Annotated in this window: 23 protein-coding genes; 12 read left to right on the top strand and 11 right to left on the bottom strand. The window is 68.9% G+C overall.

All coding sequences use genetic code 11. The features are described 5' to 3' along the window. Positions 1-120 precede the first annotated feature (120 nt). Positions 121-2,337, top strand: a complete 2,217-nt coding sequence (locus D1409_RS15760; protein ID WP_123537947.1) for a PQQ-dependent sugar dehydrogenase — start codon at positions 121-123, stop codon at positions 2,335-2,337. 27 nt (positions 2,338-2,364) lie between these two features. On the opposite strand, the gene D1409_RS15755 is transcribed toward D1409_RS15760, so the two are convergent. Next, on the bottom strand, positions 2,365-3,528 hold the full coding sequence (locus tag D1409_RS15755; RefSeq protein WP_123537946.1) for an AI-2E family transporter: 1,164 nt from the start codon (positions 3,526-3,528) through the stop codon (positions 2,365-2,367). A 226-nt stretch (positions 3,529-3,754) separates the two neighbouring features. On the opposite strand from D1409_RS15755, the gene D1409_RS15750 reads away from it, so the two are divergent. Then, positions 3,755-5,407 carry an outer membrane protein assembly factor BamB family protein gene (locus D1409_RS15750; protein ID WP_123537945.1) on the top strand — a complete coding sequence of 551 codons (1,653 nt, stop codon included), beginning with the start codon at positions 3,755-3,757 and terminating at the stop codon, positions 5,405-5,407. A 158-nt stretch (positions 5,408-5,565) separates the two neighbouring features. Here the strand turns inward: D1409_RS15750 and D1409_RS15745 are convergent, their stop codons facing one another. The 8 genes from D1409_RS15745 to D1409_RS15710 all read right to left on the bottom strand — a co-directional run bounded on the left by D1409_RS15745 (position 5,566) and on the right by D1409_RS15710 (position 14,087). Continuing rightward, positions 5,566-7,497, bottom strand: coding sequence for a PINc/VapC family ATPase (locus tag D1409_RS15745; protein ID WP_123537944.1), 1,932 nt, complete (start codon positions 7,495-7,497; stop codon positions 5,566-5,568). Positions 7,498-7,582: 85 nt separating this feature from the next. Then, on the bottom strand, positions 7,583-7,804 hold the full coding sequence (locus D1409_RS15740) for a phage terminase large subunit family protein (RefSeq protein ID WP_123537943.1): 222 nt from the start codon (positions 7,802-7,804) through the stop codon (positions 7,583-7,585). A gap of 159 nt (positions 7,805-7,963) precedes the next feature. Continuing rightward, the gene (locus tag D1409_RS15735; protein ID WP_123538135.1) at positions 7,964-8,659 is read right to left on the bottom strand and encodes an ABC transporter ATP-binding protein; all 696 of its coding nucleotides are present in this window, start codon (positions 8,657-8,659) and stop codon (positions 7,964-7,966) included. A 2-nt stretch (positions 8,660-8,661) separates the two neighbouring features. After that, the gene (locus tag D1409_RS15730) at positions 8,662-9,462 is read right to left on the bottom strand and encodes an ABC transporter ATP-binding protein (protein ID WP_123537942.1); all 801 of its coding nucleotides are present in this window, start codon (positions 9,460-9,462) and stop codon (positions 8,662-8,664) included. Continuing rightward, complete coding sequence (locus tag D1409_RS15725) at positions 9,459-10,616, bottom strand: ABC transporter permease subunit (RefSeq protein WP_123537941.1); 1,158 nt, start codon at positions 10,614-10,616, stop codon at positions 9,459-9,461. The genes D1409_RS15730 and D1409_RS15725 overlap by 4 nt, the downstream gene beginning before the upstream one ends. Continuing rightward, positions 10,617-11,558 carry an urea ABC transporter, permease protein UrtB gene (gene urtB, locus D1409_RS15720; RefSeq protein WP_123537940.1) on the bottom strand — a complete coding sequence of 314 codons (942 nt, stop codon included), beginning with the start codon at positions 11,556-11,558 and terminating at the stop codon, positions 10,617-10,619. A gap of 2 nt (positions 11,559-11,560) precedes the next feature. Then, positions 11,561-12,874 carry an urea ABC transporter substrate-binding protein gene (locus D1409_RS15715; RefSeq protein ID WP_123537939.1) on the bottom strand — a complete coding sequence of 438 codons (1,314 nt, stop codon included), beginning with the start codon at positions 12,872-12,874 and terminating at the stop codon, positions 11,561-11,563. 364 nt (positions 12,875-13,238) lie between these two features. Beyond that, entirely contained in the window at positions 13,239-14,087 is an 849-nt protein-coding gene (locus D1409_RS15710; protein ID WP_123537938.1) for a HoxN/HupN/NixA family nickel/cobalt transporter, read from the bottom strand. 350 nt (positions 14,088-14,437) lie between these two features. Between D1409_RS15710 and D1409_RS15705 the strand changes: the two genes are divergently transcribed. From D1409_RS15705 to D1409_RS15675, 7 genes are read left to right on the top strand one after another with little or no spacing between them, the layout of a single operon-like run. Then, a complete protein-coding gene (locus D1409_RS15705; protein ID WP_123537937.1) occupies positions 14,438-14,860 on the top strand; it encodes an urease subunit beta in 423 nt (140 codons plus the stop codon). Beyond that, entirely contained in the window at positions 14,857-16,626 is a 1,770-nt protein-coding gene (locus tag D1409_RS15700) for an urease subunit alpha (RefSeq protein WP_123537936.1), read from the top strand. Before D1409_RS15705 ends, D1409_RS15700 begins: the two co-directional genes overlap by 4 nt. 10 nt (positions 16,627-16,636) lie before the next feature. Beyond that, the gene (locus D1409_RS15695) at positions 16,637-17,026 is read left to right on the top strand and encodes an urease subunit gamma (RefSeq protein ID WP_123537935.1); all 390 of its coding nucleotides are present in this window, start codon (positions 16,637-16,639) and stop codon (positions 17,024-17,026) included. Continuing rightward, positions 17,023-17,646, top strand: coding sequence for an urease accessory protein UreG (gene ureG / locus D1409_RS15690; protein WP_123537934.1), 624 nt, complete (start codon positions 17,023-17,025; stop codon positions 17,644-17,646). The genes D1409_RS15695 and ureG overlap by 4 nt, the downstream gene beginning before the upstream one ends. Before the next feature lies 1 nt (position 17,647). Then, positions 17,648-18,673: an urease accessory protein UreD gene (locus tag D1409_RS15685; protein ID WP_123537933.1), complete on the top strand. Its 1,026-nt coding sequence runs from the start codon at positions 17,648-17,650 to the stop codon at positions 18,671-18,673. Continuing rightward, complete coding sequence (locus tag D1409_RS15680; protein WP_123537932.1) at positions 18,673-19,320, top strand: urease accessory protein UreE; 648 nt, start codon at positions 18,673-18,675, stop codon at positions 19,318-19,320. The genes D1409_RS15685 and D1409_RS15680 overlap by 1 nt, the downstream gene beginning before the upstream one ends. Continuing rightward, positions 19,317-20,006, top strand: a complete 690-nt coding sequence (locus D1409_RS15675) for an urease accessory protein UreF (RefSeq protein WP_123537931.1) — start codon at positions 19,317-19,319, stop codon at positions 20,004-20,006. The genes D1409_RS15680 and D1409_RS15675 overlap by 4 nt, the downstream gene beginning before the upstream one ends. Before the next feature lie 45 nt (positions 20,007-20,051). Here the strand turns inward: D1409_RS15675 and D1409_RS15670 are convergent, their stop codons facing one another. Next, entirely contained in the window at positions 20,052-21,065 is a 1,014-nt protein-coding gene (locus tag D1409_RS15670; protein ID WP_123537930.1) for a DUF368 domain-containing protein, read from the bottom strand. Positions 21,066-21,664: 599 nt separating this feature from the next. On the opposite strand from D1409_RS15670, the gene D1409_RS15665 reads away from it, so the two are divergent. Further along, positions 21,665-22,792 carry a M20 family metallopeptidase gene (locus D1409_RS15665; RefSeq protein WP_123537929.1) on the top strand — a complete coding sequence of 376 codons (1,128 nt, stop codon included), beginning with the start codon at positions 21,665-21,667 and terminating at the stop codon, positions 22,790-22,792. A 97-nt stretch (positions 22,793-22,889) separates the two neighbouring features. Continuing rightward, positions 22,890-23,549, top strand: coding sequence for a DUF192 domain-containing protein (locus D1409_RS15660; protein WP_123537928.1), 660 nt, complete (start codon positions 22,890-22,892; stop codon positions 23,547-23,549). A gap of 10 nt (positions 23,550-23,559) precedes the next feature. On the opposite strand, the gene D1409_RS15655 is transcribed toward D1409_RS15660, so the two are convergent. Then, entirely contained in the window at positions 23,560-24,009 is a 450-nt protein-coding gene (locus D1409_RS15655) for a DUF2062 domain-containing protein (protein WP_123537927.1), read from the bottom strand. Positions 24,010-24,167: 158 nt separating this feature from the next. Between D1409_RS15655 and D1409_RS15650 the strand changes: the two genes are divergently transcribed. Next, the gene (locus D1409_RS15650) at positions 24,168-25,700 is read left to right on the top strand and encodes a carboxypeptidase M32 (protein WP_123537926.1); all 1,533 of its coding nucleotides are present in this window, start codon (positions 24,168-24,170) and stop codon (positions 25,698-25,700) included. The last annotated feature ends 64 nt before the right edge of the window (positions 25,701-25,764 follow it).

The following is a 25,764-nucleotide window of genomic DNA, read 5'->3' as shown; positions in this document are numbered from 1 at the left end:
ACCGGTCCCCCCACCAGATCGAGACGTTAAGCCTACTCTATCGAGGTTGTACGGCAGATACCGGGAAAACGGTGTTCGGTCGTTTTCATCGCGCCCGTCTAGTGACTGACGGGGAAACACATGACAGACAGTTCAGGCGAAGCGGACCGACCAGTTGAGCAGACGGACGAGACTACCGGGTGGCACCCCACGCGGCGACGGCTCCTCGAAGTCGGCGCTGCGACCGGTGCGGTCGCGGGATTCGGAGCCCTCGCGCTCGGTCGCCAGCAGCGGACCTATCGATTCGGAGGCGAGGTGTCGGCGTGGACGGGGGAAGAGCCGGAGGCCATCGCGGGCGAGGAGAACCCGACGCTGGAACTGACCGCCGGGACCGAGTACGAGGTCGTCTGGGAGAACCTGGACGGCGCGGCCCACGACTTCACGATCCAGGACGACCAGGGGGAGACGATCACGGCGACTGAGACGATGTCCGAGGAGGGCGCGACCCGGTCGCTGACGTTCACGGCGACCGAGGAGATGGCCCAGTACATCTGTACCGTCCACCCGAACACGATGATCGGCGACATCGAGGTGACGGAGGGCGCCACGGCCACACCGGGAGCCGAAACCGAGACCGCAGCGGGAACCGAGACCGAGACCGCGACCGAGACCGGAACCGAGGCCCCGGGCGTCGGCGCCGGATTCTTCGAGGCGGGCGCCGAGGTGGGCGTCCAGCAGGTCGCGGACGGGCCGCTGACGGCGCCGACGGACTTCGCGGACCCCGACGACGGCACCGGCCGCTTCTTCGTCACCGACCAGACCGGCGAGCTGTACCTCGTCCGCGAGAACGGCGTGCGCGACGAGCCGCTCCTCGACGTGAGCGACCGGATGGTCGAACTCGGCACGTTCTACGGTCTGTACGCGAGCCAGACGCAGGACTACGACGAGCGGGGACTGCTGGGGGTCACCACACACCCGGAGTTCACCGACAACGGCCGGGTCTACCTCCACTACAGCGCCCCGCCGACCGAGGAGCTGGCGTCGATCAACTGGGACCACGTCGAGGTGGTCTCGGAGTTCACCGCGAACGAGGACGGGACCGCCGTCGATCCCGACTCCGAGCGACAGCTCCTGCGGATCCCCCACCCGCAGTACAACCACGACGGCGGGCCGATCGCGTTCGGACCCGACGGCTACCTGTACGTGCCGATGGGCGACGGCGGCGGCGCCAACGACGACATGTACGGCCACGCCGACGACTGGTACGAGGCCAACGACGGCGGCAACGGGCAGGACCTCAGACACAACCTGCTCGGCGACGTGATCCGCATCGACGTCGATGCGGGGGCCGACGACGGCACCGCCACCCCCGGCGGGACGCCGACCGGACCGGACGAGGAGGAGTTGCCCTACGGGATCCCGGACGACAACCCGTTCGTCGACGTGGACGACGCGATGGACGAGATATACGCCTACGGCTTCCGCAACCCCTTCGGTATCGACTTCGACTCCGAGGGGAACCTCTTTGTCTCCGACGCCGGGCAGAACCTCTGGGAGGAGGCCAGCGTCGTCGAGCGCGGCGGCAACTACGGCTGGAACGTCAAGGAGGGGACCCACTGTTTCAGCACCGAGGAACCGAGCGACGTCGAGGGGATCACCGACTGCCCCGACAGCGAACCGGACGAGGCGCCCTACGACGGGAGCGAACTGATCGATCCGATCGTCGAGTACCCGCACGTCTACGAGGGCCAGAGCGTCGGAATCACCATCGTCGGCGGCCACCGCTACGAGAACGACACCGTCGCCGAACTCGAGGGCGCGTACGTCTTCGGCGACTGGTCGGCCGACCCCGGCCGCGCCGAACCGCTCGGCCGGGTGTTCACCGCGACGCCGCCCGACGACTTCGGCGCCGGGGGCGAGGGAGCGGAGACCGAGACCGGAACGGCCGCCGGGACCGAAACTGCCGCCGAGACCGAAACTGCCACCGGGACCGGAACTGCCGCCGAGACCGAAACTGCCGCCGAGACCGGAACCGACTCTGAGACCGGAACCGACTCCGGGACCGGGACTGGGACGCCCCAGAGCGACGAGACGCCCGGCGAGGAGGAAGAGACGCCGGGGATCGGAGCAGGCGACGTCCCGCGCGACGAACTGTGGGAGATGGCGGAACTCCAGTTCGCCGACGGGTTCGACTGGTTCGTCAGGCAGTTCGGTCAGGACCGGAACGGCGAGATCTACGTCCTCGTGAACCGCCGCGGCGTCCCCGACGGGGAGACCGGTGCGGTCCTGCAGATCGTCCCGCCCGAGCAGGGCGAGGACGTGAGTGCGACGGACACGCCGACGGAGACCGAGGGCTGATCGGGTCGACGGGGTGACCGTCGAACTTCACTCGTCGGTCTCGCCCTCACCGCCCGAGTCACTCGCCGGCTCCGGACCCGCGTCCGCCGACCCGGGGTCAGCCGCGGACTCGGCGTCGCCACCTGCGTCCGCCGGCGCGGCGTCGGTCGATTCGACGGCGGTCGACTCCTCGGTCGACGCGCGTGCGTAGCAGTCGAGCGTGAGTTTCGCGCCGCCGAGGACGACGGGACCGATGAACAGGCCGACGGCGCCGAAGACGACGAGGCCGCCGAAGATGCCGACGACGACGATGGCCGAGTTGAACGCGGCGGTCTGCCCGATGAGCGCCGGGCGGAGATACGAGTCGGAGAAGGTGACGAACAGCCCGTAGACGGCGAGCCCCGCGCCGGCGGTCTGCTGGCCGGTCGCGGCGAGATACGCGGCCGCCGGGAGCCAGACGCCGAACGCGCCGACGAGCGGGAGGAGCGTCAGGACGAACGTGGCGACGGTGAGGAAGACGACGGCGGGGACGCCGACGACGACCAGTCCGACGCCGAGCATCACGGCCTGAATGGCCGCGACGGCGACGTTCCCGACGACCGACGCCCACATGAGTTCGTCCAGTCCCTCGCGGAGTTCGTCCAGGACGTCGTCGTCGACCGGCAACACCCACTGGAACCAGGCGACGAGGCGTTCCCCGTCGCGCAACAGGGCGAAGAGGACGAACAGCGTGACGGTCAGCCCGATGAACAGCCCCGGGAGACTGCCGGCGAGGTCGATCACGCTCATCGTGACCTCCCGGATGGCCGCCGCGATCCGTTCCTGGTTCGTCTCGTACAGTTCGACGAGGTCGACCGCGTACCCGTTCGTCTCGAGGATCCCCTCGATCGTCTCGACGTCCAGCTCTCCCTCCCTGATAGCCGTCACGAGGCCGAGCGCCTGCCGGATCGCGATCGTGAGGACGTACACGAGCGGGATCAACACGAGGAGTAACGTGGCCGCGACGAGGGCGAGCGCCGCGAACGTCGGCCTGACGACCCGTTCGACGCGTCGCTGAACGGGGTACAGGATGTACGCGAGGACGACGCCGAACAGGACGAACTGGAGATACGGCAGGAGGACCGACAGCGCGAGGACGGCGCTCACCAGCGCGAACGCGGTCAGCCCGGGCCGCTCGACGGTCCAGCCCGCCCGGTCGTGACTACCTGACATGCCCCGAAATGCGACAGCCTGTCAGATTATTCTACTGATACGACGGACCGGTGGGACCGGGCGGATCGGCGCCAGCGACGGTCGGGCCGGTATCCGTCAGGCTCCGGCCGCCTCGCCGCGTTGTCGCCGTTCACGTGCCGTTCGGATCCGAATACTTCGAAAGTAGACACCGTATAACGCCGATAGCTCACTGGTAACTATTCGTATACAAACGGACGAACGATACATGTCTTCGGACGACGGGGAGACGAGCGGACGAATCACACGGCGAACGGTCCTGAAGGCGGCGGGCGTGGCGGTGGTCGGCGGGATCGGCGCCACAGGACGGGCGAGTGCCCACCAGATGCACTTCTTCGGATGCGGCGAGGTCTGTACCGACACCGACGGGAACTTCGCCGTCGTCAGCGTCGACGGCGGCTACGAGGGCCGGAAACTCACCCCGGCGATGGGGCGCGACGACGTCGGCTGGGACTACGACAACACGTACTGCTACGAGGCGACGGCCGACGAGGTGATCGTCGGGTTCGTCGAGGAGGACGTCTATCGCGGGGACGAGCGTGCGGACGACGGCTGCACGCTCTGTCTGAACCCGAACGACTGCGCCGCGGAGCACTACGACGACCCGCAGGAGATCATCGACGACCTCGACGAGGACGACGTCGGCGTCTGCGTCGGCGAACTCTCCGTCGGCGACTGTGAGGTGTTCGAGTCGCCGGCCGACCGCGACGGCGCCGGGACGTGGCCGCAGGTCGAGTTCGGCCCCCGGCGGACGAACTACAACGACGACGCGGCGGGGCTGCAGACGGAACCGTCCGTCGACTGGGAGGTCGACCTCTCCGCGGAGACCAACAGGAAGGGGTTCGACTACTCCGGAGCGGTGGTCGCCGACGGATCGGTCTACGTGGGCGAGCGGGTAGACGACGAAGAAGCGCGCCTCGTGTCCCTCGACGCTGCGGACGGGTCGGTCGAGTGGGACGTGCGATACGAGTACGGCACTGTCGTCTACCCACGGGCGGTCCGCGACGGCGTCGTGTACGTCCAGCTCGTCGTCGACGACCCGGACCCGAATCGCGTCGAACGGGGGTACGTCGTCGCCGTCGACGCGTCCGACGGGACGGAGCGCTGGCGGACACTGGTCGAACGGAACAACGTCCTCTTCTCGGACATGGTCGTCTCTGACGGGGTGTACATCCTCCGCGACGTCCCCGGGATAACGGTCCAGAGGCTCGGGCTCGACGGGGAGAGTCAGTGGGAGCGGCGCTTCTCGTACTACCCGTTCGGGCAACTCGCCGTCGCGCACGGCCACCTCTATCTGGTCGCGCCGGAAGTCACCGCGCTCTCGCCCGAGACCGGAGCGATCGAATGGGAAGCGCCGTCGGGCGATTTCGACCCCAGAGAACTCGTCGTGGGCGACGACGCGGTACACGTCGCCTACGACAGCGGCCGCGAGACGGACGAGATCCGGGCGCTCGGCGCCGACAGCGGAGACGTCCGCTGGACCAGAGACGTCCCCGAGTCCGTGCAGGTACACGTGCTCGCGGACGACCTGCTCTACGGCGGGGACCGGGACTCCGTCCGCGTCGTCGACGCGGAGACGGGCAACCTCACGAAGACGTTCGACGAAGGGATGATCCCGGAGGCCGCGACCGAAGACGTGCTCTACGGGTTCGCGGACGAATCGGCCGGCGCCCCGCTGAAAGCGCTCGACCGGGAGTCGGGGGAGTTGCTCTGGCAGACCGACGACGCGTCTCACGCGGGCTGGGCCGCCCCTCAGTGGATCCCGTGGGACGTCCTCGCGCTGGACGACTCGCTGTACGCCCCCGGCGCCGACGGCGACTCGCTGGTCCGGCTGACCGGTGACGACGACGAAGACGAATAGAACCACCTTTTTCCCGGGCGGGTTTCCTCGCTCACTCCGTTCGCTGCGGGAACCCGCCCGACAAAAACATGGGCGAAAAAGGCCGACGGTTCGGCCTGCGGCCTCACCGTCGGAGAACCGGCTCGGCGCTGCGCGCCTCGCCGGACGCAACCGGCCCGCTACGACGGCGACACCATGATCGTCTTCCCGCGGTCGATCGCCCGTTCGAGTTCCTCGGCTATCGCCGAGCCACGGGAGACCTGTACCTCGCCGCCACGGGAGACGGTCGCGGTGAACAGGTACTCGCCGTCGGCCTGCACCTCGACGGTCTCGCCCTCGTAGCCGTCCATCGGGATGATGACGTGGCGCGAGGTGATCTCGGGGGCGACGATCTCGCCGCCACCGCTGGCGCCCGAACTGCCCCCGCCACCGCCGGACGCGCTGGGTCCGCCATCGGCACCGCCGGGCCCGCCGCTCGCGCCCTGCGGTTGCTCGCTGAAGGTCCGCACGTCGATGTCGATGCCGAGGCGGTTCTCCACGTCGGTGATGCGGCCGCCGCCCTTGCCGATGACCGCGGAGATGTCGTCGTCCTCGACGTAGACGACCGCCGTGTTGGGGTCGCGGATCTCGACCTCGACGTGACCGTGGGCGATCGAGCGGATCTCCCGCTCGACCTCCTGTTTGGCGATGCGTTCGGTGCCGCTCTCCTTGCCGACCCCGCCGTCGGCGGCGTTGTCGCCGAGCGGGACGGTGACGACCTGCCGGTTGAACGTGTAGATCTCGTATGCGGGCTGACCCGTCTCGAAGTCGCGGATCATGATGACCGGGCGGGCGAGGTCCTCCTCCATCAGCCCCTCGGGGACCTTGACCTCGGTGGTCACGTCGTAGACGGTGTCGACCTCACCGGCCTCGATGTAGACGACGGTGTCGACGACCTGTGGGATCATTCCGAGTTCGACCCTCCCCACTAACCGCTGGAGCGCGTCGATGGCTCGCGTCGCGTGGACGACGCCGACCATGCCGACGCCGGCGAGGCGCATGTCGGCGAACACCTCGAAGTCGTCGGTCTTGCGGACCTCGTCGTAGATGGTGTAGTCCGGCCGGACCATCAGCAGCGAGTCGGCGGTCTTGGCCATCGACCCGCCGAGTTCCGTGTACTGGGTGATCCGGTCGCCGACCTGCAGGTCGCGGGGCTTCTCCATGGTCTTGACGGCGAAATCGGAGTCGGCGAGGAACTCCGCGACGGCCTGTGCGAAGGTGGACTTCCCGGCCCCGGGCGCCCCCGAAATCAGGACGCCGCGCTGGTGTTCGAGCAGGCGCTCGCGGAGTTCGTCGGCGTGCTCGTAGTCGTCGAGATCCGTCTTGACGATGGGCCGAACCGCGGTGATCTCGAGTTTGTCCGCGAACGGCGGGCGGGCGATGGCGATGCGGTACTGGCGGAACTGGACGATCGTCATCCCCGGTTCGTCGAGTTCGACGAAGCCCTCCGCGCTCGCGCGGGCGGAGTTCTCGATGTCCTGCGCCCATCCCTTGAGGTCGCTCTCGGTGGATATCTCGTCGCGGATGGTCTCGTAATGCATGTCGCCGATCTCGCCGCGCTTGGCCATCGGCGCGACGCCGACTTTGAGGTGGAGGCTCATCGTCGTCTCGTCGAAGAAGTCCTCGATCTCGAGGGACTCGGCGTCGCGACCGACGGGTTCGAGGTAGACGACCTCGAGACCCTTCGCGCGGGCGACCTCGCTCTGGACGACGTCGCTCGTGACGAGCGTGGCGTCGTGGTCCTCGGCGAGGTCGCGGATGATCGCGTCGATCTTGCCTTCGCCGGCCTCGCGCTGTTCGACCTCCGCGGGGCGGCGGCCGACGTACTCGACGGAGATAGTGCCGTCGTCGGCGAGTTCGGTGAGCCGCTGGAGCTCCGAGAGGCCGTCCCAGCCGCTCTCGCGGCCGTCGTTGGCCTGTGCTTCGAGTTCGCCAACGACCGCTTCGGGGATGTAGACGGTGGCGCCGGCGAACCCTTCGCCGACGGCTTCGGAGTCGGGGTCGGCGTCGGCTTCGATCTGCTCGGACACGCGGCCGTCGATGACCACGCTCGTGTCCGGAACGATGTTCATACAGTCCGTACGGCGTCCCGTGGTGAAAAGGGCCCTGATGCGGGCGCCGGCGACCGTTCGGGTCGATGCGCTCGCGCGGCGGTCGTCAGGCGAACTGCGCGAGTTCGCTCCGGTTGCGAGTGGTGATCACCGTCCCGCAGTCGGGACATTCGTAGGCGGCCTCGCCCGCGCTCTCGCTGGCCGCTGTTTCGCTCTCGCGGACGATCCAGTCTCCGGTCGGTGCGCTCTCGTGTCCACACTCCGGGCAGAACAGCGTCGCTTTCCGGCGGCTGTCGCGGCCGGGCGTGGAGGGGGTGTGGACGCTCACTGTACCCGAACGTACCCACTGGAGACGGATAACCCCTTTTGCCCATTATCATTCGGTAGAGACCGCGAAACCGTGGAATTGTGTCGCACACTCGCGGCCGACGGAGCGGGGCGAGCGCCCCGTCCATCCCGACCGCGTCGGTGGGATCCGGTGCCCCGCTCAGACGGCGAGGTAGTTCGCGATGGTGTCCTCGTCGGCGAGCGCGTCCGCTCCGAGCTCGTCGACGATCCGTCCCCGTTCCATGGCGTAACAGCGGTCGGCCATCGACCGGATGACGCCGAGGTTCTGCTCGACGAAGAGGATGGTCGTCCCGAGTTCCTCGTTGATCGCGCGCATGTCCTCGCTGATCTGGTCGACGATGGAGGGCTGGACGCCCTCCGACGGCTCGTCGAGCAGGAGCAGGTCGGGGTCGGCGACCAGCGCCCGCGCGATGGCGAGCATCTGCTGCTGGCCGCCCGAGAGTGTCTCGCCGTCCTGGTCGAGGCGCTCCTCTAACACCGGGAACAGGTCGAAGACTTCGTCGTAGCGCGTCTCCGAGCTCCCGGCGTCGACGTGCTCGCCCATCTGCAGGTTCTGTTCGACGGTGAGACCGGGAAAGATGTCCCGGCCCTGCGGAATGTAGCCGATGCCGGCGCGGGCGCGCTCGTCGGCCGACTGCCCGGTCACGTCGGCGCCGCGGTAGACGACGCTTCCCTCGTCCGGTTCGAGGAGGCCGATGACCGTCTTCATCAGGGTCGTCTTGCCGACGCCGTTCTTGCCGACGACGCCGACGATCTCGCTCTCCTCGACGGAGAGGTCGACGTCCCTGAGGACGGGCGCGTCGTAGCCGACAGTCACGCCCGAGAGGTCGAGCAGCGTCACTGTTCGCCCCCCAGGTAGATCCGCCTGACTTCCGGGTCGGCTTCGATCGCCTCGATCGACCCCTCCCGGAACACTTCGCCCTGGTGGAGCACGGTCACCTTGTCGGCGATCTCGGCGACGAAGTCCGTGTCGTGTTCGATGACGACGAAGGCGATCCCTTCCTCGCGGTTGAGTCGTCGGATCCGCGCCGCGATCTCGTCGCGCTCGTCGACCGAGAGGCCGGCAACCGGTTCGTCGAGCAGGAGCAGGTCCGGTTCGAGCGACGCGGCCATCCCGATCTCTAGCTGCTGTTGCTGGCCGTGCGAGAGCGCACTGGCCTGGACCTCCTCGTACCCCGAGAGGCCCGCATCTGCGATCGCCGCGTCGACGCGGCGGCGGCGCTCCTCGCCGTCGGCGAACTGCTGGATCGGCAGGCGCGCGTTCTCGCGGACGGAGAGTTCGCCGTACACCGACGGCACCTGGAACTTCATGCTGATGCCGCGCTGGACGCGCTCGTTCGGTTCCAGCCCGGTGAGGTCCTGTCCGTCGTAGTAGATCCGGCCGGACGTGGGCTGGAGCGTCCCGACGATCAGATTGAGGAGCGTCGACTTACCGGCGCCGTTGGGACCGATCAGACAGCGCAACTCCCCCTCGTCGACGCCGAAGTCGACGGAGTCCGTCGCGGTGAACCCGCCGAACTGCTTGACGAGGTCCTCGGTCTGGAGGAGCGTGTCGGTCCGTTCGCCCGTCGCCTTCCCGGCCGGCGTCTGCCGGACGTTCGGCTGGAGGCTGTCGTCTGCGGTGTCGGATTCGCTCACGAGTCGGTCACCTCCCTGGGCGCGTCGGTGTCGTCGATCTCGGACATCTCGAGTTCGCTCCCCGCGAGCCTGTCGCTGACCCACGGGACGACCCCGCCGGGGAGCGCGACGATGAACACGAGCAGGAGGGCGCCGAGGACGACCAGCGCCATCTCGCCCTCGATCGAGAGGCGGAAGTACTCGATGCCGATGGTGGCGAGAACGGCACCGAGCAGGCTCTTGCGCCCGCCGACGCTCACCCAGATGACGGGCAGGGTCGCGAACCAGAGCGCGAACACCTGCGGGTCGATGTAGACGTTCCGCGCGGCGTACAGCACGCCCGAGAGTCCCGCGAGCGCGCCGCCGAGCGTGAACGTGAGCAGTTTCACTCGCTTCACGTCGTAGCCGAACATCCGGGTCCGGTCCTGGTCCTCGCGGACCGCGACCATCACGCGCCCGTAGTCGGAGTTGACGAGCGCGCGCAGGCCGAGGTACGTCGCGAGCAGGAGCGCGAGCGCGAGGTAGTAGAACGGGTCGACCTCGACGGCGCCGACGGCCGGGAGGAACAGTTCGATCGAGTTGAACACAAACTGGTAGGAGACGACGCCCGAGACCCCGAGTTCGAGCAGGGGGATCGCGGGCATCCCGTTGAACCCGCCGAGGGCGGCCTCGCCGATGGTCCACTCCGAACCGGCGGTCTGGGCCATGAACGTGTTCATCACCATCGTCGCGACGAGCGTGATGATCGTCACGTACACGTCGCGGACGCCGCCGTAGAACATGAAGTAGCCCAGCAGCGCCGCCGAGACGGCGCCGAGCGCGACGCCCGCGAGGACGGCGCCGGTGATCCCCGTCGCGTCGGGGAAGTTGATCGAGACGACGCCGAACGCGTAGCCGCCGACGCCGAAGAAGACGACCTGCCCGAAGCTCAACACGCCGGAGTAGCCCCAGACGACCGACAGCGAGAGCCCCAGCAGCGCGAGCACGAGGAACAGCGAGAACTGCTCGCCGCTGCCGACGAGCGGGTAGGCGACCAGCGCGACGACGGCGAGCGCGAAGCCCGCCCAGAAGCCGCGGGAGTTCCCGACGGTGTTGGGCCCCTCCAGTCGACCGCGGACGCGTCCGAGGAGGCTCCGGTCGGTTCCGGCGACCCCGTCGGTCGATCCGGTCGCCATCTACTCGCCCTCCTCGCGGCGGGTGCGAACCCGCTCGACGAACCCGGTGATCCCGTCCGGCAGGAACCGGAGCGCGAGGATCGCCGTCAACAGGAGCGCGATGCGGCCGAACGTCGTCGAGTCGGTGAGGTTGGTGACCGTCGCGTTGACGGCGCCGAGCACCCCGCCCGACAGCGCCGTCCCGAGCACGACGCTCGGGCCGCCGACGACGACGGCGACGAACGCCTCGACGAGGAACTGGCTCCCGAGCGTCGGCTGCATCGAGAGGACCGGCGCGAAGAGCGCCCCCGTCAGTCCGGCGAGCCCGGAACCGATGCCGAACGTGAGCATGTACGTCCGGTCGGTGTCGACGCCGAGCGCGCGGGCGGTCTGTTCGTCGGCCATCGTCGCGCGGACGCGCGTCCCGAAGTCGGTGCGGGTGAACACGTAGTACACGACGACGAGGAGCGCGACACTGACACCGGCCAGGACGAGGCGGTACGTCGAGTAGGAGAACTCGCCGTAGGCGACGTTGCCGAACGGCGTCGCGATCTGGTCGATCGAGTTGCCGAACCGGATCCGGGCGCCCTGCACCATGATCAGGCTGAGGCCGAAGGTGGCGACCATCGAGTCGGCGAGTCGGTCGTACAGCGGCTCGACGAGGTCGCGACCGACCGTCCGCTGGCCGATCCAGTTGGGGACGAACCCCGAGATGATCACCCGCTCGACGACGACGCCGAACAGCGCCGTCACCAGCACGCCGGCGGCCATCGCCAGGGGGAGCGGGAGGCCCAGGGAGGTCGCGGAGACGGTCGTCGCGTACGCGCCCACGAGGATGAACTCCCCGTGCGCGAGGTTGATGACGCCCATGATCCCGAAGATGATGGCCAACCCCGCCGCCGCGAGCACGACGAACGCGAAGCTATCGAGGAACTGAAACGCGAGGTTAAGCCCGTTGACCATCCCTACTCGGCCTCCTCGTAGTAGTCGACCGGCGTGTACTGGGTCTGTTCGGACTCCTCGCGCAGGTCACAGCCGACCGTCTCCGAGAGGAACTGCTCGGGGACCTTGCGGTTCTCCACCGCCTCGACGTTGTGCTCCTCGTCCGCCCGGAGCACCCACATGTGGTGGTCGACGTGGTGGGTCGCGCCGTCGAGGGTGACCTCCTCGCCCTCGGGCGCTTCCGGCGCACGCTCCGTGCCGAGGCTGATGCCCGATTCGAGCGCCTCGACGACTTCGGGCTGTTCGAGCGTCCCGGCCTGCTCGACGGCCTCCTTGTACATGTACGTCGAGAAGTAGTTCGTCTCGGCCTCCTCGTTGAGGTAGGGGGCGTCGGGGTACTTCTCGAAGTAGCGGTCGACGAACCCGCCGTCCTCGGTGTTGCTCGTCGTCGGGACCTCCTGCATGTAGTTGACGCCGGCGTAGATGTTGGCCATCGCCGGCGCGTCGAGTCGCTCGTGTTCGTACCCCTGCGCCATCGCCGTCGACGTGCCGATGGGGATATCCAGCCCCGCGGAGGCCTTCTGCTCGTAGAAGGAGGTGTGGTTCGCGCCGACGAGCATCGACATCACGAAGTCGGGGTCGGCGTCCTGGATGTTGTTGATGACCGAGCCGAAACTGGACTCGCTGAGCGGGATGAACTCCTCGTCGAGCACCTCGGCGTCGTTCTCGTTCGCGAGGACCTTCACCCAGTCGGCCGAGAGCTGGCCGAAGTTGTAGTCCGCGGCGATCGTGTATATCTCCGGGCCGTACTCCTCGACGAGGTACGGGAGGACGGTCCCGAGCTGCTGGCGGGCCGTCGGTCCCATCGCGAAGGTGGTCTCGTCGCAGACGCCGCCCTCGTACTGGGTCGTGTAGAAGTACAGCTGTTCGTTGCGGTTGATGATCGGCCGGATCGCCTCGCGCGTCGCCGAGGAGTAGCCCGCCCAGAGCGCGTCGACCTCCTCCTCGTTGATGAACTCGCGGGTGAGCTCCTGGTAGCGCTGGTTGTCCGACTGCGGGTCGCGCGTGACCGGTTCGATCTCCTTCCCGTCGATGCCGCCGTCGTTGTTGATCTCCTGGATGGCGAGCATCGACGCCTTGTGTTTGGGGTCGCCGACGAGCGCGAAGTTGCCCGACTGGTCCTCCAGTACTCCGATCTTCACCGTGTCCGCGCTGCTCATCGTGTCCGTCGTCGCCCCGTCGCTGGCCTCGCCGCCCGAACAACCCGCGAGTCCGGAGACCAGCGCCGCCCCGCCGGCCGTGACGAACTTTCGCCGACTGATCCCGTCGCGGCTCATTCGCCCGCACCTCCGAAGTTACGATCGGTATCGATACCGACCGAAACGTCACTATTTCCACCACTGTACCGGAATATATCCGCACGAGCGTCCATCATATGCGTACATTCCTTCGATTTTGTAGACGGTAAATAAGGGTTTGCACTCTCGTATTATAGATGTCCAAGACACCCGGCTTGAATATTAGGACATGTTAGGAAGGGGCGAAAATAGTAGAACTTCGAACGAAATTGGCTACAATAGTGGAAATATGGTGTTCTGAGAGAAGACAGCGGGAGAGCGGGTTCGGACGGGTCGCCGGACGGACTCCCGCGGAGCGTGGCAGTGGACGGGCGATCAGAAGGAGCGAGGAAATTCGACGCAGTCAGAGAATCGTCCCGGGGAGCAGCGAGACGGCGAACCCGGCGACGACGACGCCGCCGAGCACGCGCGCGCCGGCGTGGAGACGGGGGCTGACCGCGGCCGCGCCGAACAGCGTGCCGACGCCGGCGCCGATAGCGCTCATGGTCGCCGTGATCGAGACGGCGTAGGCGGCCACCGCGAGCGCGACGACGCCGCCGCCGTAGTCGGGGAACAGCGTCGACGCGAAGAGGATCATCGAGAGCGGCGGCGAGAGCGTGAACAGCGCCCCGACGACGCCGGTCTTCAGATACGCGCCGACGCCGTGGCCGTGTCCGTGGGGCACGACTCCCTCCGTGCGGTCGTCGCCGCCGGACGAGTCCGTCTCGACCGTCCGTTCGAAGTCGTAGCGTGCTCCGTCGTGCGTATGCGCGACGCCGCCGTCGTCGTGTGAGTGGTCCACCGGCTCCTCGGAGTGGTCGTGGTCGCTCCCGACGAACGGCAGGTGGAGGTGAGAGTGAGCGTGGACCTCGCCGTCGTGTTCGTGGGCGTGCGTGTGGCGGATCGACCGGAGACCGCCGACGGCCATCGCCGCGCCGAGGGCGCCGAGGAGGACGGCGACGCCGACCGTCCCGACTCTGTCGAAGACGGCGGGGTACTCCGTCCGCCCGAGGACGAGATACCCGCCGACGAGCCAGACGACCACGAGCGCGACGTGACCCAGGCTGAAGCAGGCGCCGACGAGCGCCGACAGCCGCGAGTCGCCGTACTGGCTCGTGACCGACGAGATGCCGGCCACGTGGTCCGGTTCGATCGCGTGGGTGACACCGAGGATACCGGCAGTCGCCAGTGCGCCCCAGAGCGGCGCACTCATCGCCGCGCCTCCGCGCGGTCCGCGCGACTCCGAACGGAGTTGTCGAACGTTTTCATTTCACCGACCGTTCATCCACGAGCGTCAAATAACTTCGTAGTCGCGCAATCCTTGTGACGGCCGTCGAAGGTCTCGACGGACCGCACCGAACCCGAGGCGGACGATCGTTGTGATGTGTGTTCTATTCCGGCGAAAACTGATCGTTCCACCACCGATCAGGCAGGTCGTCGCGATATTTTCGCTGAGCGGTAGCGCTTTACCCGAAAGCTCGCAACGTCGTCGATAGATGGATTACGAACCGGTAGTTCAGACGGGAGAAACGAAACGAATGCCCACTCACGGAGTGACCAAGCGTGCCTGATGACCTCGTGCCCGGGGAAGTGGTCCCGGGCGAGGGGACCGTGACGATCAACGAGGGCCGCGAGACGGCCGAGGTGACGGTCGGGAACGCGGGCGACCGACCGGTACAGGTTGGGTCTCACTTCCACTTCTTCGAGGCCAACGCCGCGCTGGAGTTCGACCGCGAGGCCGCCTTCGGGATGCGCCTGAACGTCCCCGCCGGCACCGCCGTCAGGTTCGAACCCGGCGACGAGCAGACGGTCGAACTCGTGGACATCGGCGGCAAGCGCGTCGCCCACGGGATGAACGGGCTCGTGAACGGGAGCGTCGACGGCGACGCCGCCGCGGCCGTCGAGCGGGCCGAACGACAGGGGTTCGGCGGCATCCCCTCGCAGGCCGGGAAACTTGCGGACAAATCGACGGAGGACGAACCGTGACCCGCGAGGTCGACCGGGAGGCGTACGCCGAACTGTACGGACCGACGACGGGCGACAGGGTCCGACTCGGCGACACCGAACTGTTCGTCGAGGTCGAGGCGGACCTCCGAACGCCCGGCGACGAGGCGGTGTTCGGCGGCGGGAAGACGCTCCGGGACGGCCTCGGGATGTCTCCGGGCACGACACAGGCGGAGGGCGCGCTGGACTGGGTGCTGACGAACGCGCTCGTGATGGACCCCGTCCTCGGGATCGTCGCGGCCGACGTCGGCATCCGCGACGGCGAGATCGCAGGGATCGGCAAGGCCGGCAACCCGGACACGATGGACGGCGTCGACATGGTCGTCGGTCCCTCCACCGACGTCTACCCGGCGGAGGGGAAGATCGCGACCCCCGGCGGGCTGGACATCCACGTCCACTTCAACTCCGCGCAGTTGCCGGAGCACGCGCTCGCGTCGGGGATCACGACGATGCTCGGCGGCGGCTACGGCGGCGGCGCGACCACCACCACGACCGGCCCCGAGAACATCGAGCGCTTCCTGCAGGCCGCCGAGGAGTGGCCGGTCAACGTCGGCTTCTACGGCAAGGGCAACGCCTCGAAGCCCGGCCCCCTGCGCGAACAGGTCGCGGCCGGCGCCTGCGGGCTGAAACTCCACGAGGACTGGGGGTCGATGCCCAACGCCATCGACACCTGCCTCGACGTCGCCGAGGAAGAAGACGTGCAGGTGTGCATGCACACGGACACGCTCAACGAGGCAGGGTTCGTCGAGAACACCTTCGCCGCCGTGGACGGGCGGACGATGCACCTGTTCCACATCGAGGGCGCGGGCGGCGGGCACGCGCCGGACATCATGGAGATGGTCGGCCAGTCGAACATGCTCCCCTCCTCGACGAACCCCTCGATGCCCTACACGGTGAACACGTTCGACGAGCACCTGGACATGGTGATGGTGTGTCACCACCTCAACCCCGACGTGCCCGAGGACGTGGCCTTCGCCGAGTCCCGCGTCCGCGCCGAGACCATCGGCGCCGAGGACGTGCTCCACGACGAGGGCGCCATCTCGATGATGACCTCCGACTCGCAGGCGATGGGCCGGCAGGCCGAGGTGATCTCCCGCACCTGGCAGACCGCCTCGAAGATGAAGTCCCAGCGCGGGCCCCTGCCGGAGGACGAGGCCACCGACGAGCGGAGCTCGTCGAGCCCTCGTTCGTCTCCGACTCACGAGGAGGCCGACACTCACCCCGAGGCCGACAACTTCCGCGTCAAGCGTTACCTCGCGAAGTACACCGTCAACCCCGCCATCTCCGCGGGTATCGACGACTACGTCGGGACGCTCGAACCCGGAAACCTCGCCGACGTGGTGCTGTGGGCCCCCGCGTTCTTCGGGATCAAGCCCGAGATGACGTTCAAGGGCGGATTCCCGGCCTACTCGGAGATGGGCGAAGCCAACGGCTCGCTGATGACCTGCGAGCCCATCAAACAGCGGCCGCGCGCCGGCGCCATCGGGAAGGCGAAACACGCCCTTTCCCTCTCGTTCGTCAGTCAGGCCGCGGCCGACGCAGGCGTCGGCGAGCAGTACGGCCTCGACACCCCGGTCGTCCCCGTCTCGGGCGCTCGGACGCCCGGGAAGGACGACATGCACTACAACGACTACTGCCCCGACGACGTCGAGATCGACCCCGAGACGTTCGAGGTGAAAGTCGACGGCGAGGTCGTCGCCTGCGAACCGAGCGAGGAGCTGCCACTCGCACAGCGGTACATGCTCTAGGAGTCTCAGAATGAACTTAACGCCGAAAGAGGAGGAGCGGTTGACGGTCTTCATGGCCGCAGAGCTCGCCCGCCGCCGCCGCGAGCGCGGCGTCAGGCTGAACCACCCCGAGGCGGTCGCCTACATCTCCGACTGGTGCGTCGAGCGCGCCCGCGACGGCTGGGACGTGGCCGAGATCCGTGCCGAGGCCACCCAGTTGCTCGACCCCAACGACGTGATGCCGGGGGTCCCCGAGATGGTCGACATGATACAGGTCGAGCCCGTCTTCCCCGACGGGACGAAGCTCGTCACCGTCCACGACCCGATCCGGTCGACGGACGCGGCGGAATCGTCCGGTGACGCCCCGGAGGAGGCCGCGACCGACGGCGGAGCGTCGGACGGCGCGGAGGCCGACTCGTGAGCCTCACCCACCGCGACGTGGCGACGGTCGGCATCGGCGGCCCCGTGGGATCGGGCAAGACCGCGCTCGTCTCCGAACTCGTCCCCCGACTCCGGGACGCCGGCCTGAACGTGGGCGTCATCGCCAACGACGTGCTCACGCAGGAGGACGCCGACGCCCTGCGCGAGCGCTTCGCCGGCGTCGTCCCCGAGGACCTCGTGGCCGGCGTCGAGACGGGTGCCTGCCCCCACACCGGCATCCGCGAGGATCCGTCGATGAACCTCGCGCAGATCGACGACTTCCTCGCCGACCACCCGGATCTCGACCTGGTGATCGTCGAGAGCGGCGGCGACAACCTCGCCGCGACGTTCAACCCCGAACTCGCCGACTACTCGCTGTACGTCATCAGCGTGGCCGAGGGCGAGGACATCCCGCGCAAGCGCGGTCCCGGCGTCGTCGAGTGCGACCTGCTCGTGATCAACAAGACGGATCTGGCCCCACACGTCGACGTGGATCTGGGCGTGCTGGAGGCCGACGCCGACGCGGTGCGCGACGGCCCGTTCGTCTTCACGAACTGCAAGGCCGGCGAGGGCGTCGAACAGGTACAGAAGCACGTCAGCGACGGAGTGCTGTTCGCCTGAGATGGCGGCCGACACACCCGAGAGCGCCGGAGATGGGGCCGGACAACCAGCCGGAGAACCGGACCCGGAACCAGCCCCGGAGCCACCGCATCCGTCGTTCGCCGACTACGCCGCCGAGTCAGTCCCCGCCGCGGCGGTGGGCTCGCCCGGCAAGGACGGCCGACTCGAACTGTCCTTCGCGGTCGACGGGGCCGGCGAGACGAACCTCGTCCGGGACCTCGCGCGGGCGCCGTTCCACGTCAGCGGGACGCTCGGTCACGACCCGCTCCCGGAAGCCGAGACGGTGTACGTCCAGTCGCCGACGGGCGGCGTGGCGCAGGGCGACCGCCACGACATCGACGTGCGGGTCGGCGCCGACGCCGTCGCCCACGTCTCCACCCAGAGCTCCCAGAAGGTGCTCTCGATGGAGCACAACTACGCCGCCGCCGACGTGTCGCTGTCGGTGGGTTCTGGCGGCCACCTCGACTACGTCCCCGAACCGACCATCCTCCACGCCGACTCCCGGTTCGTGCAGAGGACCGACCTCGACCTGTCTCCCGAGGCGAGCGCCGTCGTCGGCGACGTGGTCGTCCCCGGTCGACTGGCCCGCGGCGAGCGCTTCGCGTTCGAGCGGTACCTCTCGCGCCTGCGCGTCCGCCGCGACGGCGAACTACTGGTCGACGACGCGACGCACCTCCGGCCCGCCGACGCGGACCCGTCGGCTGCGGGGGTGATGGGCGAGTTCGCCGTGCTCGGGACGCTGTACGTGCTTGTCCCGTCCGATGACGACGCCCCCGACACCGCGGACCTGAGCGACCGACTGCACGCGGTCGCAACCGCGGCCGGCGACTCGGCGGAGCACGGCGACGGCGACGATGGCGACGACGCGGTCCGCGCCGGTGCGACTCGCCTCCCGAACGACGCGGGGTGCGTCGTGCGCGCACTGGGCCACCGCGCGGAGACGGTGACCGCGCCGCTCCGCGCGGCGTGGGACGAGGCGCGGACCGAACTGCTCGGCGTCGGTGCCCCCGACTCCAGGAGGCCCTGATGCTCGTCGCCGAGGCGTTCGTCGGGACGCTCGACGACGAGGCGGTGGCCGAGCGCGTCGAATCGGGCGACCCGCTCCGGGTCGCCGTCGACGGGACCGAGCGGCGCCGCTCGCGCTTCCGTACGACCACCGACGACGGAACGGACCTCGGCGTCGTCGTCACCCGCGAGTTGCGAGACGGCGACGTCCTCAGTACCGGGGACCGGCTGGTCGTCGTCTCCCTCGAATCCGTCGAGGCGATGGCGATCGATTTCGGCGAGGTCGCGGATCCCGACCGGGCGGCGGTGACGACGGCACTCGAACTCGGCCACGCCGTCGGGAACCGCCACTGGGACCTTGCCGTCGACGGCGAGCGAGCCTACCTTCCGCTCGCAGACACGCGCGAACGGATGGAGTCGACCGTCGAACCCCACCTCCCCGAGCGCGCCACGGTCGGCTACGAGGACGTGCCGCCGACGCTGTTCGACGAGAGCGGAGCGGAGCACTCGCACGGGAGCGGCGGAGTGGCCCACTCCCACAGCCACAGCGGTGAGGGGCACTCCCACAGCCACAGCGGCGAGGGGGACCACTCTCACAGCCACGCTCACGCGGTTCGGCCGCTCGACCCGAAGCCGGGGGGCGATACCGACGGAGGGACGGACCCGTGAGCGACGAGGCGACGCTGGAATCGCTCCGACTCGCCGACTCCGCCCTCCCGGTCGGGACGGACAGCGTCTCCTACGCGCTGGAGCAGTTCGTCGCGACCGACCGCGTGGCGGACGCCGAGGACCTGCGGGCACTCGTCGAGACGGTCCTCCGGCGCCAGCACGGCCGGGCCGACCTCGTGGCGCTCCGTGCGGCCCACGTCGCGGCGGCCGACGGGGATCTGGACGCCGTCGAGGTCGCCGACCGTCGGCTGACCGCGGTGACGCTCCCGGCGGAGTTCCGCGAGAGCGCCGAGCGGACGGGCGAGCGGCTGCTGACCCTCCAGCGCGACCTTCGCGACGACGACCTGCTGGAGGCGTACGGTTCGACCGTCGACGCGGGCGACGCGCCCGGGAACTACGCCGTCGCGCTCGGCGTCGTCACCGCGCTGGCGGAGGTTCCCGTCCGCGAGGCGTGTCTGCTGGCCTGCCACGAGTTCGCGACGGCCCAGCTCGGCGCGGCCCAGCGCCTCCTGCGACTCGGCCACACCGACGTCCAGCGCGTGCTCGACGACCTCCGGCCGGCGATGGTCGACGCCGTCGAGGAGAGTGCCGACCGGGCGCTCGACGACATGACGCCGTTCGCGCCGCTGGTCGACGTGTGTTCGGCCGAGCACGAGCGGGCCGACCGGCGGCTGTTCCTCAGTTGAGCGGCCGGGTCGTATTTTCGAACGAGAAGTGGCGGCGAAGGGCGTTTAGACGCTGTCGAGGTCGATGTCGACGGCGTACCACTCGAGGGCGAACACGACTGCCGCGCCCACGAGGGCGGCGCCGGCGAACGCCTGGATCGTCGCGGCGTTCCAGACGACGGCGTACTCCTCGCCGTTCAGCGTGACGACCGGCGCCCGGAGCGCACCGACGACGAGCGCGACGAGAAAGGCCAGCGTCGCGCTGCGGTTGTACTCGAGCGCCCGTCTGACGGCGCGAGCGACCGTGAACAGCCCCACGAGCCCACCGAGGACGAACGTGACGACGACGGTGCCGTGGTCGACGACGGGACCGACCGCGTCGCCCCGGGCGAGCGCGACGAGCGCGTCGAGAAACGCGTGGAGTTGCTCGGACATGTAGTCGTACTGGCCGAGGATGACGAGGAAGAGCGCGCCCGAGATGCCCGGCAGGATCATCGCGCTGATCGCGACCGCGCCGGCAACGAATATCAGCGGGAGGCCGCCCCCCTCCAGAACGGCGGCCTGTCCCGACACTGCGAACGCGAGCACGAACCCCACGACCGCGGCGGTTATCTCGTCGACTTCCCGGATCGATATCGCGCGGAGAAGGATGACCGCCGAGGCGCCGATGAGTCCGAAGAAGACGCCGAACAGCAGGATCGGATACGCCCCGCTGGCCCAGTCGACGATGCCGGTCACCGTCACTATCGCGGTCGCGATGCCCGCCAACAGCGCGATCAGGAACCAGCCGTCGACCTCCTCGAGGACGGCGGCGGCGCGGTCGAGCGAGACGCCGCCGTCGAGCGGCGTGAGCGCGAGGACGCCGTCGAAGAAGCGACGGGGCGTGACCGCGGTGATCGCGGCGACGAGCCGCTCGTACACGCCGGCGATGAGCGCGATAGTGCCCCCGGAGACGCCGGGCACGCCGTCGGCGGTACCCATGAACAGGCCGACGACGAACGTCTTCGCCCACGCACGCAGCGGCGGGACCGACTCGCGGAGTCGTACGTCCTCACGCGCCCTATCCGGGGCTGTGGTCATTCGGATACACCTTGCAGTATGGGCGGCAAGTCTCTTGTGGAGTACGTCGAAGTGCGACCGCGACCGAACACAGTCGGGCGCGGTCGCCAGGCGTGGTAGGCCCCGGACGGAACGTCCGGGGTGGCGTGGGTTCGGGGTGGGTGTGGGTTCGGATTGGTGGAATAGCTGTCTCCGAAGCGGGTGTCACCCGTCCCTGTCGAGGGGGCGGGGATCACGGCGCTCCGCGCGGTCGCCGGCGCTGGCTCGCGAACCGGACAGTTCAGCGGTTGCCGCTCGCCGTCCGACCGCACGGGACGCCTCGTCCGCTCGAGACACCATCCCGTTCGTAACGTTACCTCGCAGTAATGTAAATCTTTCTGGACTACGATCTGATCGTACCGGGGCGGGGCCGACCGAACGGACGAGTCGACCGAAACCGATCGGACCGTTCCACTGCGAGAGTCGCTCTCCGGCCTTCTCGTCGGCGTCCGAGCCCTGTGGCGAGAATAGTTGTCTAGACTATATTTTCGAATGGCTGTTTCGGCGCCGGCACGAGCGGAGTGCCTGTCGGCAGGTCCGTGACGGGGAGGTTCAAGGCGCCGCCGTTCCATCCTCTCGCCATGGACGTGTGCGACCTCGCTCGCACTCTCGTCTCGGTCCCGAGCCACGGGAGCGAGGCGGCGGCGGGCGACCGCATCGAGACGTGGCTTCGCGACCACACGGACGCCGACCTGACCCGTGACGGTGCCGGGACCGACGAGGGCCGCGGCGGGAACGTGATCGCGCGGAAGGGGGCGGGCGACACCACGCTCGCGCTCGTCGGCCACCACGACGTCGTGCCGCCGGACGGGTCACAGACGACCGACGACGGCGCCTACGTCGTCGACGAACGCGACGGTCGCCTCTACGGTCGAGGCAGCGCCGACATGAAGGGCGCCGTCGCGGCCGCGCTGTGTGCGTTCCGGGACGCGACGCCACCGGAGGGCGTGGAACTCGTCTTCGCTTCGTTCGTCGGCGAGGAGATGGGCGGCGTCGGCGCGCAGGCGGCCGTCGACCGCGGATTCGCGCCCGACTACGCCGTCGTCGGCGAGGGCTCGACGGGCTACTCCGCACCGGGCGTCACCGACGTCGCTGTCGCACACAAGGGCCGACGCGGGTCGACGCTCGTCGCCGAGGGGAGCGCCGCCCACGCGAGCGAACCCGAGGCGGGCGCCAACGCCATCTATCGCGCGACCGACGCCGTCGACGTCGTGCGCGGGCTGGACTTTCCGGTGACCGAGGTAATGGACCACGAGGTGTCCGGGAGCGTCGCGGTCACGGAGATCGACGGCGGCTCGGCGTGGAACGTGATCCCCGAGCGCTGTGCGGTGACCGTCGACGAGCGGACGGTTCCGGGCGAGCGCGCGCCGCTCGAACGCGCCGAGGCAGTCGAGGGGGTCACGTGGACCGTCGACCAGGACCTCCCGCCGATGGCGTGCGAGGACCCCGCCTTCGCCGACGCGGTGCTGGCGGCCGCGAACGCGGCCCACGACCGAGACGCGGACACAGGGGGCGACGGACGGCCCGAACACGTCGTCAAGCCCCACGCGACCGACGCCGGGTGGCTCGCCGAGGCGGGGACGGCCTGCGTCGTCTGTGGCCCCTCCGAACCCGGCGAGGCCCACACCGCGACCGAGAGCGTCTCGCTCGACGTGCTGGACCGGTGTTACGAGATCTACCGGGGCGTCGCCGAGTCCTGGAGCGGGTGAGTGGCGGCGGCGCGGGCCCGCCGTGACGACCGAACGGGAGGGCGACGGACCAGGGCCGCCCGTCGTTCTTATCAGTCGACAGCTCCTATCGGTTGGTATGCGACGTCGAGCGTTTCTGGCGATCTGTGCCGCGACCGGGGCGAGCGGCTGTCTGGGGGACGACACCGAGTCAGACGGTGACGCCGGCCCGGGGGCCGCGACCACGGGCGACCCGACGGCGACGCCCGATCCGGCGACCGGCACGGCCACGCCGACGCGGTCGCCGACCGGAACCCCGACGCAGTCACCCGCTCCGACGGAGACGCCGTCGCCGACGGCCACGCCCGAGCCGACACCGACGACGCCGACCGGGACGCCGATACACGCGGCGTACGAGACGACGGAGGTGGAGGTCACGACGCCCGACGGCGAGGTGCTCGGGTCGGTGACCGCTGCCATCGCCGACACCGGCGACCTGCGATACACCGGCCTGAGCGAGACCGAGTCCCTCCCCGAGGATCGCGGGATGCTGTTCGTCTACGACGAGGTCGGCGACCACACCTACGTCATGCGCGACATGGATTTCGGGCTCGACATCGTCTACGCCGACGACGAGGGGGAGATCACGCGCATCCACCACGCGCCCGCGCCCGGTCCCGACGAGGACGGCGAGGACCAGACCTACCCCGGCCGCGGCCAGTACGTGCTGGAAGTGAACGAGGGGTGGACGACCGAGCGCGACGTCGAAGAGGGGGACGTACTCCAGTTCGACCTGTGAGGAAAGGCTGTCAGTGCCGGCGCTGGCGGACCCTCCGGGCAGTCCGGTACGCGACGACGTAGCTGACGACCGCGAACCCGCTCGCGAGGATGACGTTCCCGAGGAGCAACCGAGCGAGCACGTCGACCCCGGCGTGTAGCCCGACGTCGGCGCGGGTGACGCCCGGAATCGGGCCGAGTACTCGCACGCCGACGAAGAAACTCGCGACGTACACGCCGCCCTTCGTCAGCGGGTTCAGGAGGACGACTGCGGCGAGTAACGCGAGTCTGCTGGCCCACTGGAACCGATACCCGACCCACGTGAAGACGGGGACGACGGCACCGAGGTTGGGGAGGGCCGTGAGGAATATCCCGACCGCGAAACAGACGGCGACGAGTCGCGGCGGGTGGTCTTCGGAGAAGGCTACTCGGAGCGACCCTCGAACTCGCTCCACGTGGCCCGCGACTCGGCTGGTACCCATTGACTGGTCGCAGCGGACCCACGTACCGAAGCGTGAAGAATCATGTGTCGGCAGGACTGAACGTGTCCGCCGTATCGACTCGGGACCGAGAATCGGTCGTCCGAGCCCACCCGCGAAAAAGAGGGGTTTGATACAGCATCGCCCGCTAACGGGTGACGATGGCAACCGATACCCCCGAGTCGGACGGCGACTCCGACGCCGAGTCCGCACCCGCTCCCTATCCCGAGTTCGAGGACCACGTGAAGCAGCTGACCTATCTCAACAACGTCGGCTCGGTGCTGGGGTGGGACCAGCAGGTGACGATGCCCGAGGGCGGGACGCCCGCCCGCTCGAAGCAGTCCGCGGCCCTCTCCGCCGTCACGCACGAACGGCTGACCGACGACCGCGTCGGCGAGTGGCTCGACGAACTCGACGACACCGACCTCGACGGGGGCCAGCGGGCCGTCACCCGTGAGATCCGCCGCGAGCACGAGCGCGCCGTCGAGGTCCCCGAGGACCTGGTCTCGGAGATATCCGAGACCGCCTCGAACGCGCTCCCGGTGTGGGAAGAGGCCAAGGCCGAGGACGACTTCGACGCCTTCGCGCCGACGCTGGAGAGGATGATCGACCTCAAGCGCGACTACGCCGAGGCGATCGACCCCGATCGGGACCCCTACGCCGTCCTCTTCGAGGACTACGAACCGTACCTCGGCCTCGACACCGCCGAGCGGATCCTCGAACGCCTGCGCGACGAACTCGTCCCGCTCATCGACGAGATCGAGGACAGCGACGTGAGCCTGGCCGACCCCTTCGCCGAGGGGGAGTACAGCCCCGACGCCCAGGAGGAGACGGTCCGGGCCGCGCTGGACGACCTGGGCTACGACTGGGACCGCGGGCGCCTCGACACCGCTGCTCACCCCTTCTCGACGGGGACGCAGTTCGACGCGCGCATCACGACGCGGTTCGACCCCGAGGACCCGATGGGCGCCATCGGCTCGACGATCCACGAGTTCGGTCACGCCACCTACACGCTGGGCCTCCCCGACGAGCACTACGGGACGCCGCTGGGCCAGTCGCGCGACCTGTCGGTCCACGAGTCCCAGTCGCGCCTCTGGGAGAACCACGTCGGCCGCTCGCGGCCCTTCTGGGACCGCTTCGCCGACACCGTGAACGAGCACCTGGGCGTCGACGCCGCGCCCCGCGAGTTCTACGAGGCAGCCAACCAGATCTACCCGGACAACCTCATTCGAGTGGAGGCCGACGAACTCACCTACCACATGCACATCATCCTCCGGTTCGAGATCGAACGCGACCTGATCGCCGGGGATCTGGACGTCGAGGAGGTTCCGCAGGTGTGGAACGACAAGATGGAGGAGTACCTCGGCGTGCGCCCGGAGACCGACAGCGAGGGCTGTCTGCAGGACATCCACTGGACGCACGGCTCGCTCGGCTACTTCCCGACGTACTCGCTGGGGAGCGTGATGGCCGCGCAGCTGTACGCCCACGCAGAGGACGATATCGACGATCTGGACGAGAAGATCCGGGCCGGCGAGTTCGGCCCGCTCCACGACTGGCTGACCGAGCACGTCCACCGGCACGGCTGTCGCTACGAGACCGACGACCTCGTCCGCGAGGCGACCGGCGAGTCGTTCACGGCCGACTACTTCCTCGACTACGCACAGTCGAAGTTCGGCGATCTGTACGACCTCTGAGGGGGAGCGGGCGCTTCGACCGCTCCCGCGACCGGCCGAGACCCGACAGGCGGTTCTCAGACAC

Origin of the sequence: Halosimplex salinum (assembly GCF_003730195.1) — an archaeon.
Classification (GTDB): Archaea; Halobacteriota; Halobacteria; order Halobacteriales; family Haloarculaceae; genus Halosimplex; species Halosimplex salinum.
This window is presented reverse-complemented; position numbering and strand designations above follow the sequence as displayed.

Bases quoted from the DNA above. Each gene is read 5' to 3' on its own strand.
- D1409_RS15760 (WP_123537947.1), top strand. From the start codon at position 121: ATGACAGACAGTTCAGGCGAAGCGGACCGACCAGTTGAGCAGACGGAC.
- D1409_RS15755 (WP_123537946.1), bottom strand. From the start codon at position 3,528: ATGTCAGGTAGTCACGACCGGGCGGGCTGGACCGTCGAGCGGCCCGGG.
- D1409_RS15750 (WP_123537945.1), top strand. From the start codon at position 3,755: ATGTCTTCGGACGACGGGGAGACGAGCGGACGAATCACACGGCGAACG.
- D1409_RS15745 (WP_123537944.1), bottom strand. From the start codon at position 7,497: ATGAACATCGTTCCGGACACGAGCGTGGTCATCGACGGCCGCGTGTCC.
- D1409_RS15725 (WP_123537941.1), bottom strand. From the start codon at position 10,616: ATGGCGACCGGATCGACCGACGGGGTCGCCGGAACCGACCGGAGCCTC.
- urtB (WP_123537940.1), bottom strand. From the start codon at position 11,558: ATGGTCAACGGGCTTAACCTCGCGTTTCAGTTCCTCGATAGCTTCGCG.
- D1409_RS15715 (WP_123537939.1), bottom strand. From the start codon at position 12,874: ATGAGCCGCGACGGGATCAGTCGGCGAAAGTTCGTCACGGCCGGCGGG.
- D1409_RS15710 (WP_123537938.1), bottom strand. From the start codon at position 14,087: ATGAGTGCGCCGCTCTGGGGCGCACTGGCGACTGCCGGTATCCTCGGT.
- D1409_RS15695 (WP_123537935.1), top strand. From the start codon at position 16,637: ATGAACTTAACGCCGAAAGAGGAGGAGCGGTTGACGGTCTTCATGGCC.
- D1409_RS15685 (WP_123537933.1), top strand. From the start codon at position 17,648: ATGGCGGCCGACACACCCGAGAGCGCCGGAGATGGGGCCGGACAACCA.
- D1409_RS15680 (WP_123537932.1), top strand. From the start codon at position 18,673: ATGCTCGTCGCCGAGGCGTTCGTCGGGACGCTCGACGACGAGGCGGTG.
- D1409_RS15670 (WP_123537930.1), bottom strand. From the start codon at position 21,065: ATGACCACAGCCCCGGATAGGGCGCGTGAGGACGTACGACTCCGCGAG.
- D1409_RS15665 (WP_123537929.1), top strand. From the start codon at position 21,665: ATGGACGTGTGCGACCTCGCTCGCACTCTCGTCTCGGTCCCGAGCCAC.
- D1409_RS15660 (WP_123537928.1), top strand. From the start codon at position 22,890: ATGCGACGTCGAGCGTTTCTGGCGATCTGTGCCGCGACCGGGGCGAGC.
- D1409_RS15655 (WP_123537927.1), bottom strand. From the start codon at position 24,009: ATGGGTACCAGCCGAGTCGCGGGCCACGTGGAGCGAGTTCGAGGGTCG.
- D1409_RS15650 (WP_123537926.1), top strand. From the start codon at position 24,168: ATGGCAACCGATACCCCCGAGTCGGACGGCGACTCCGACGCCGAGTCC.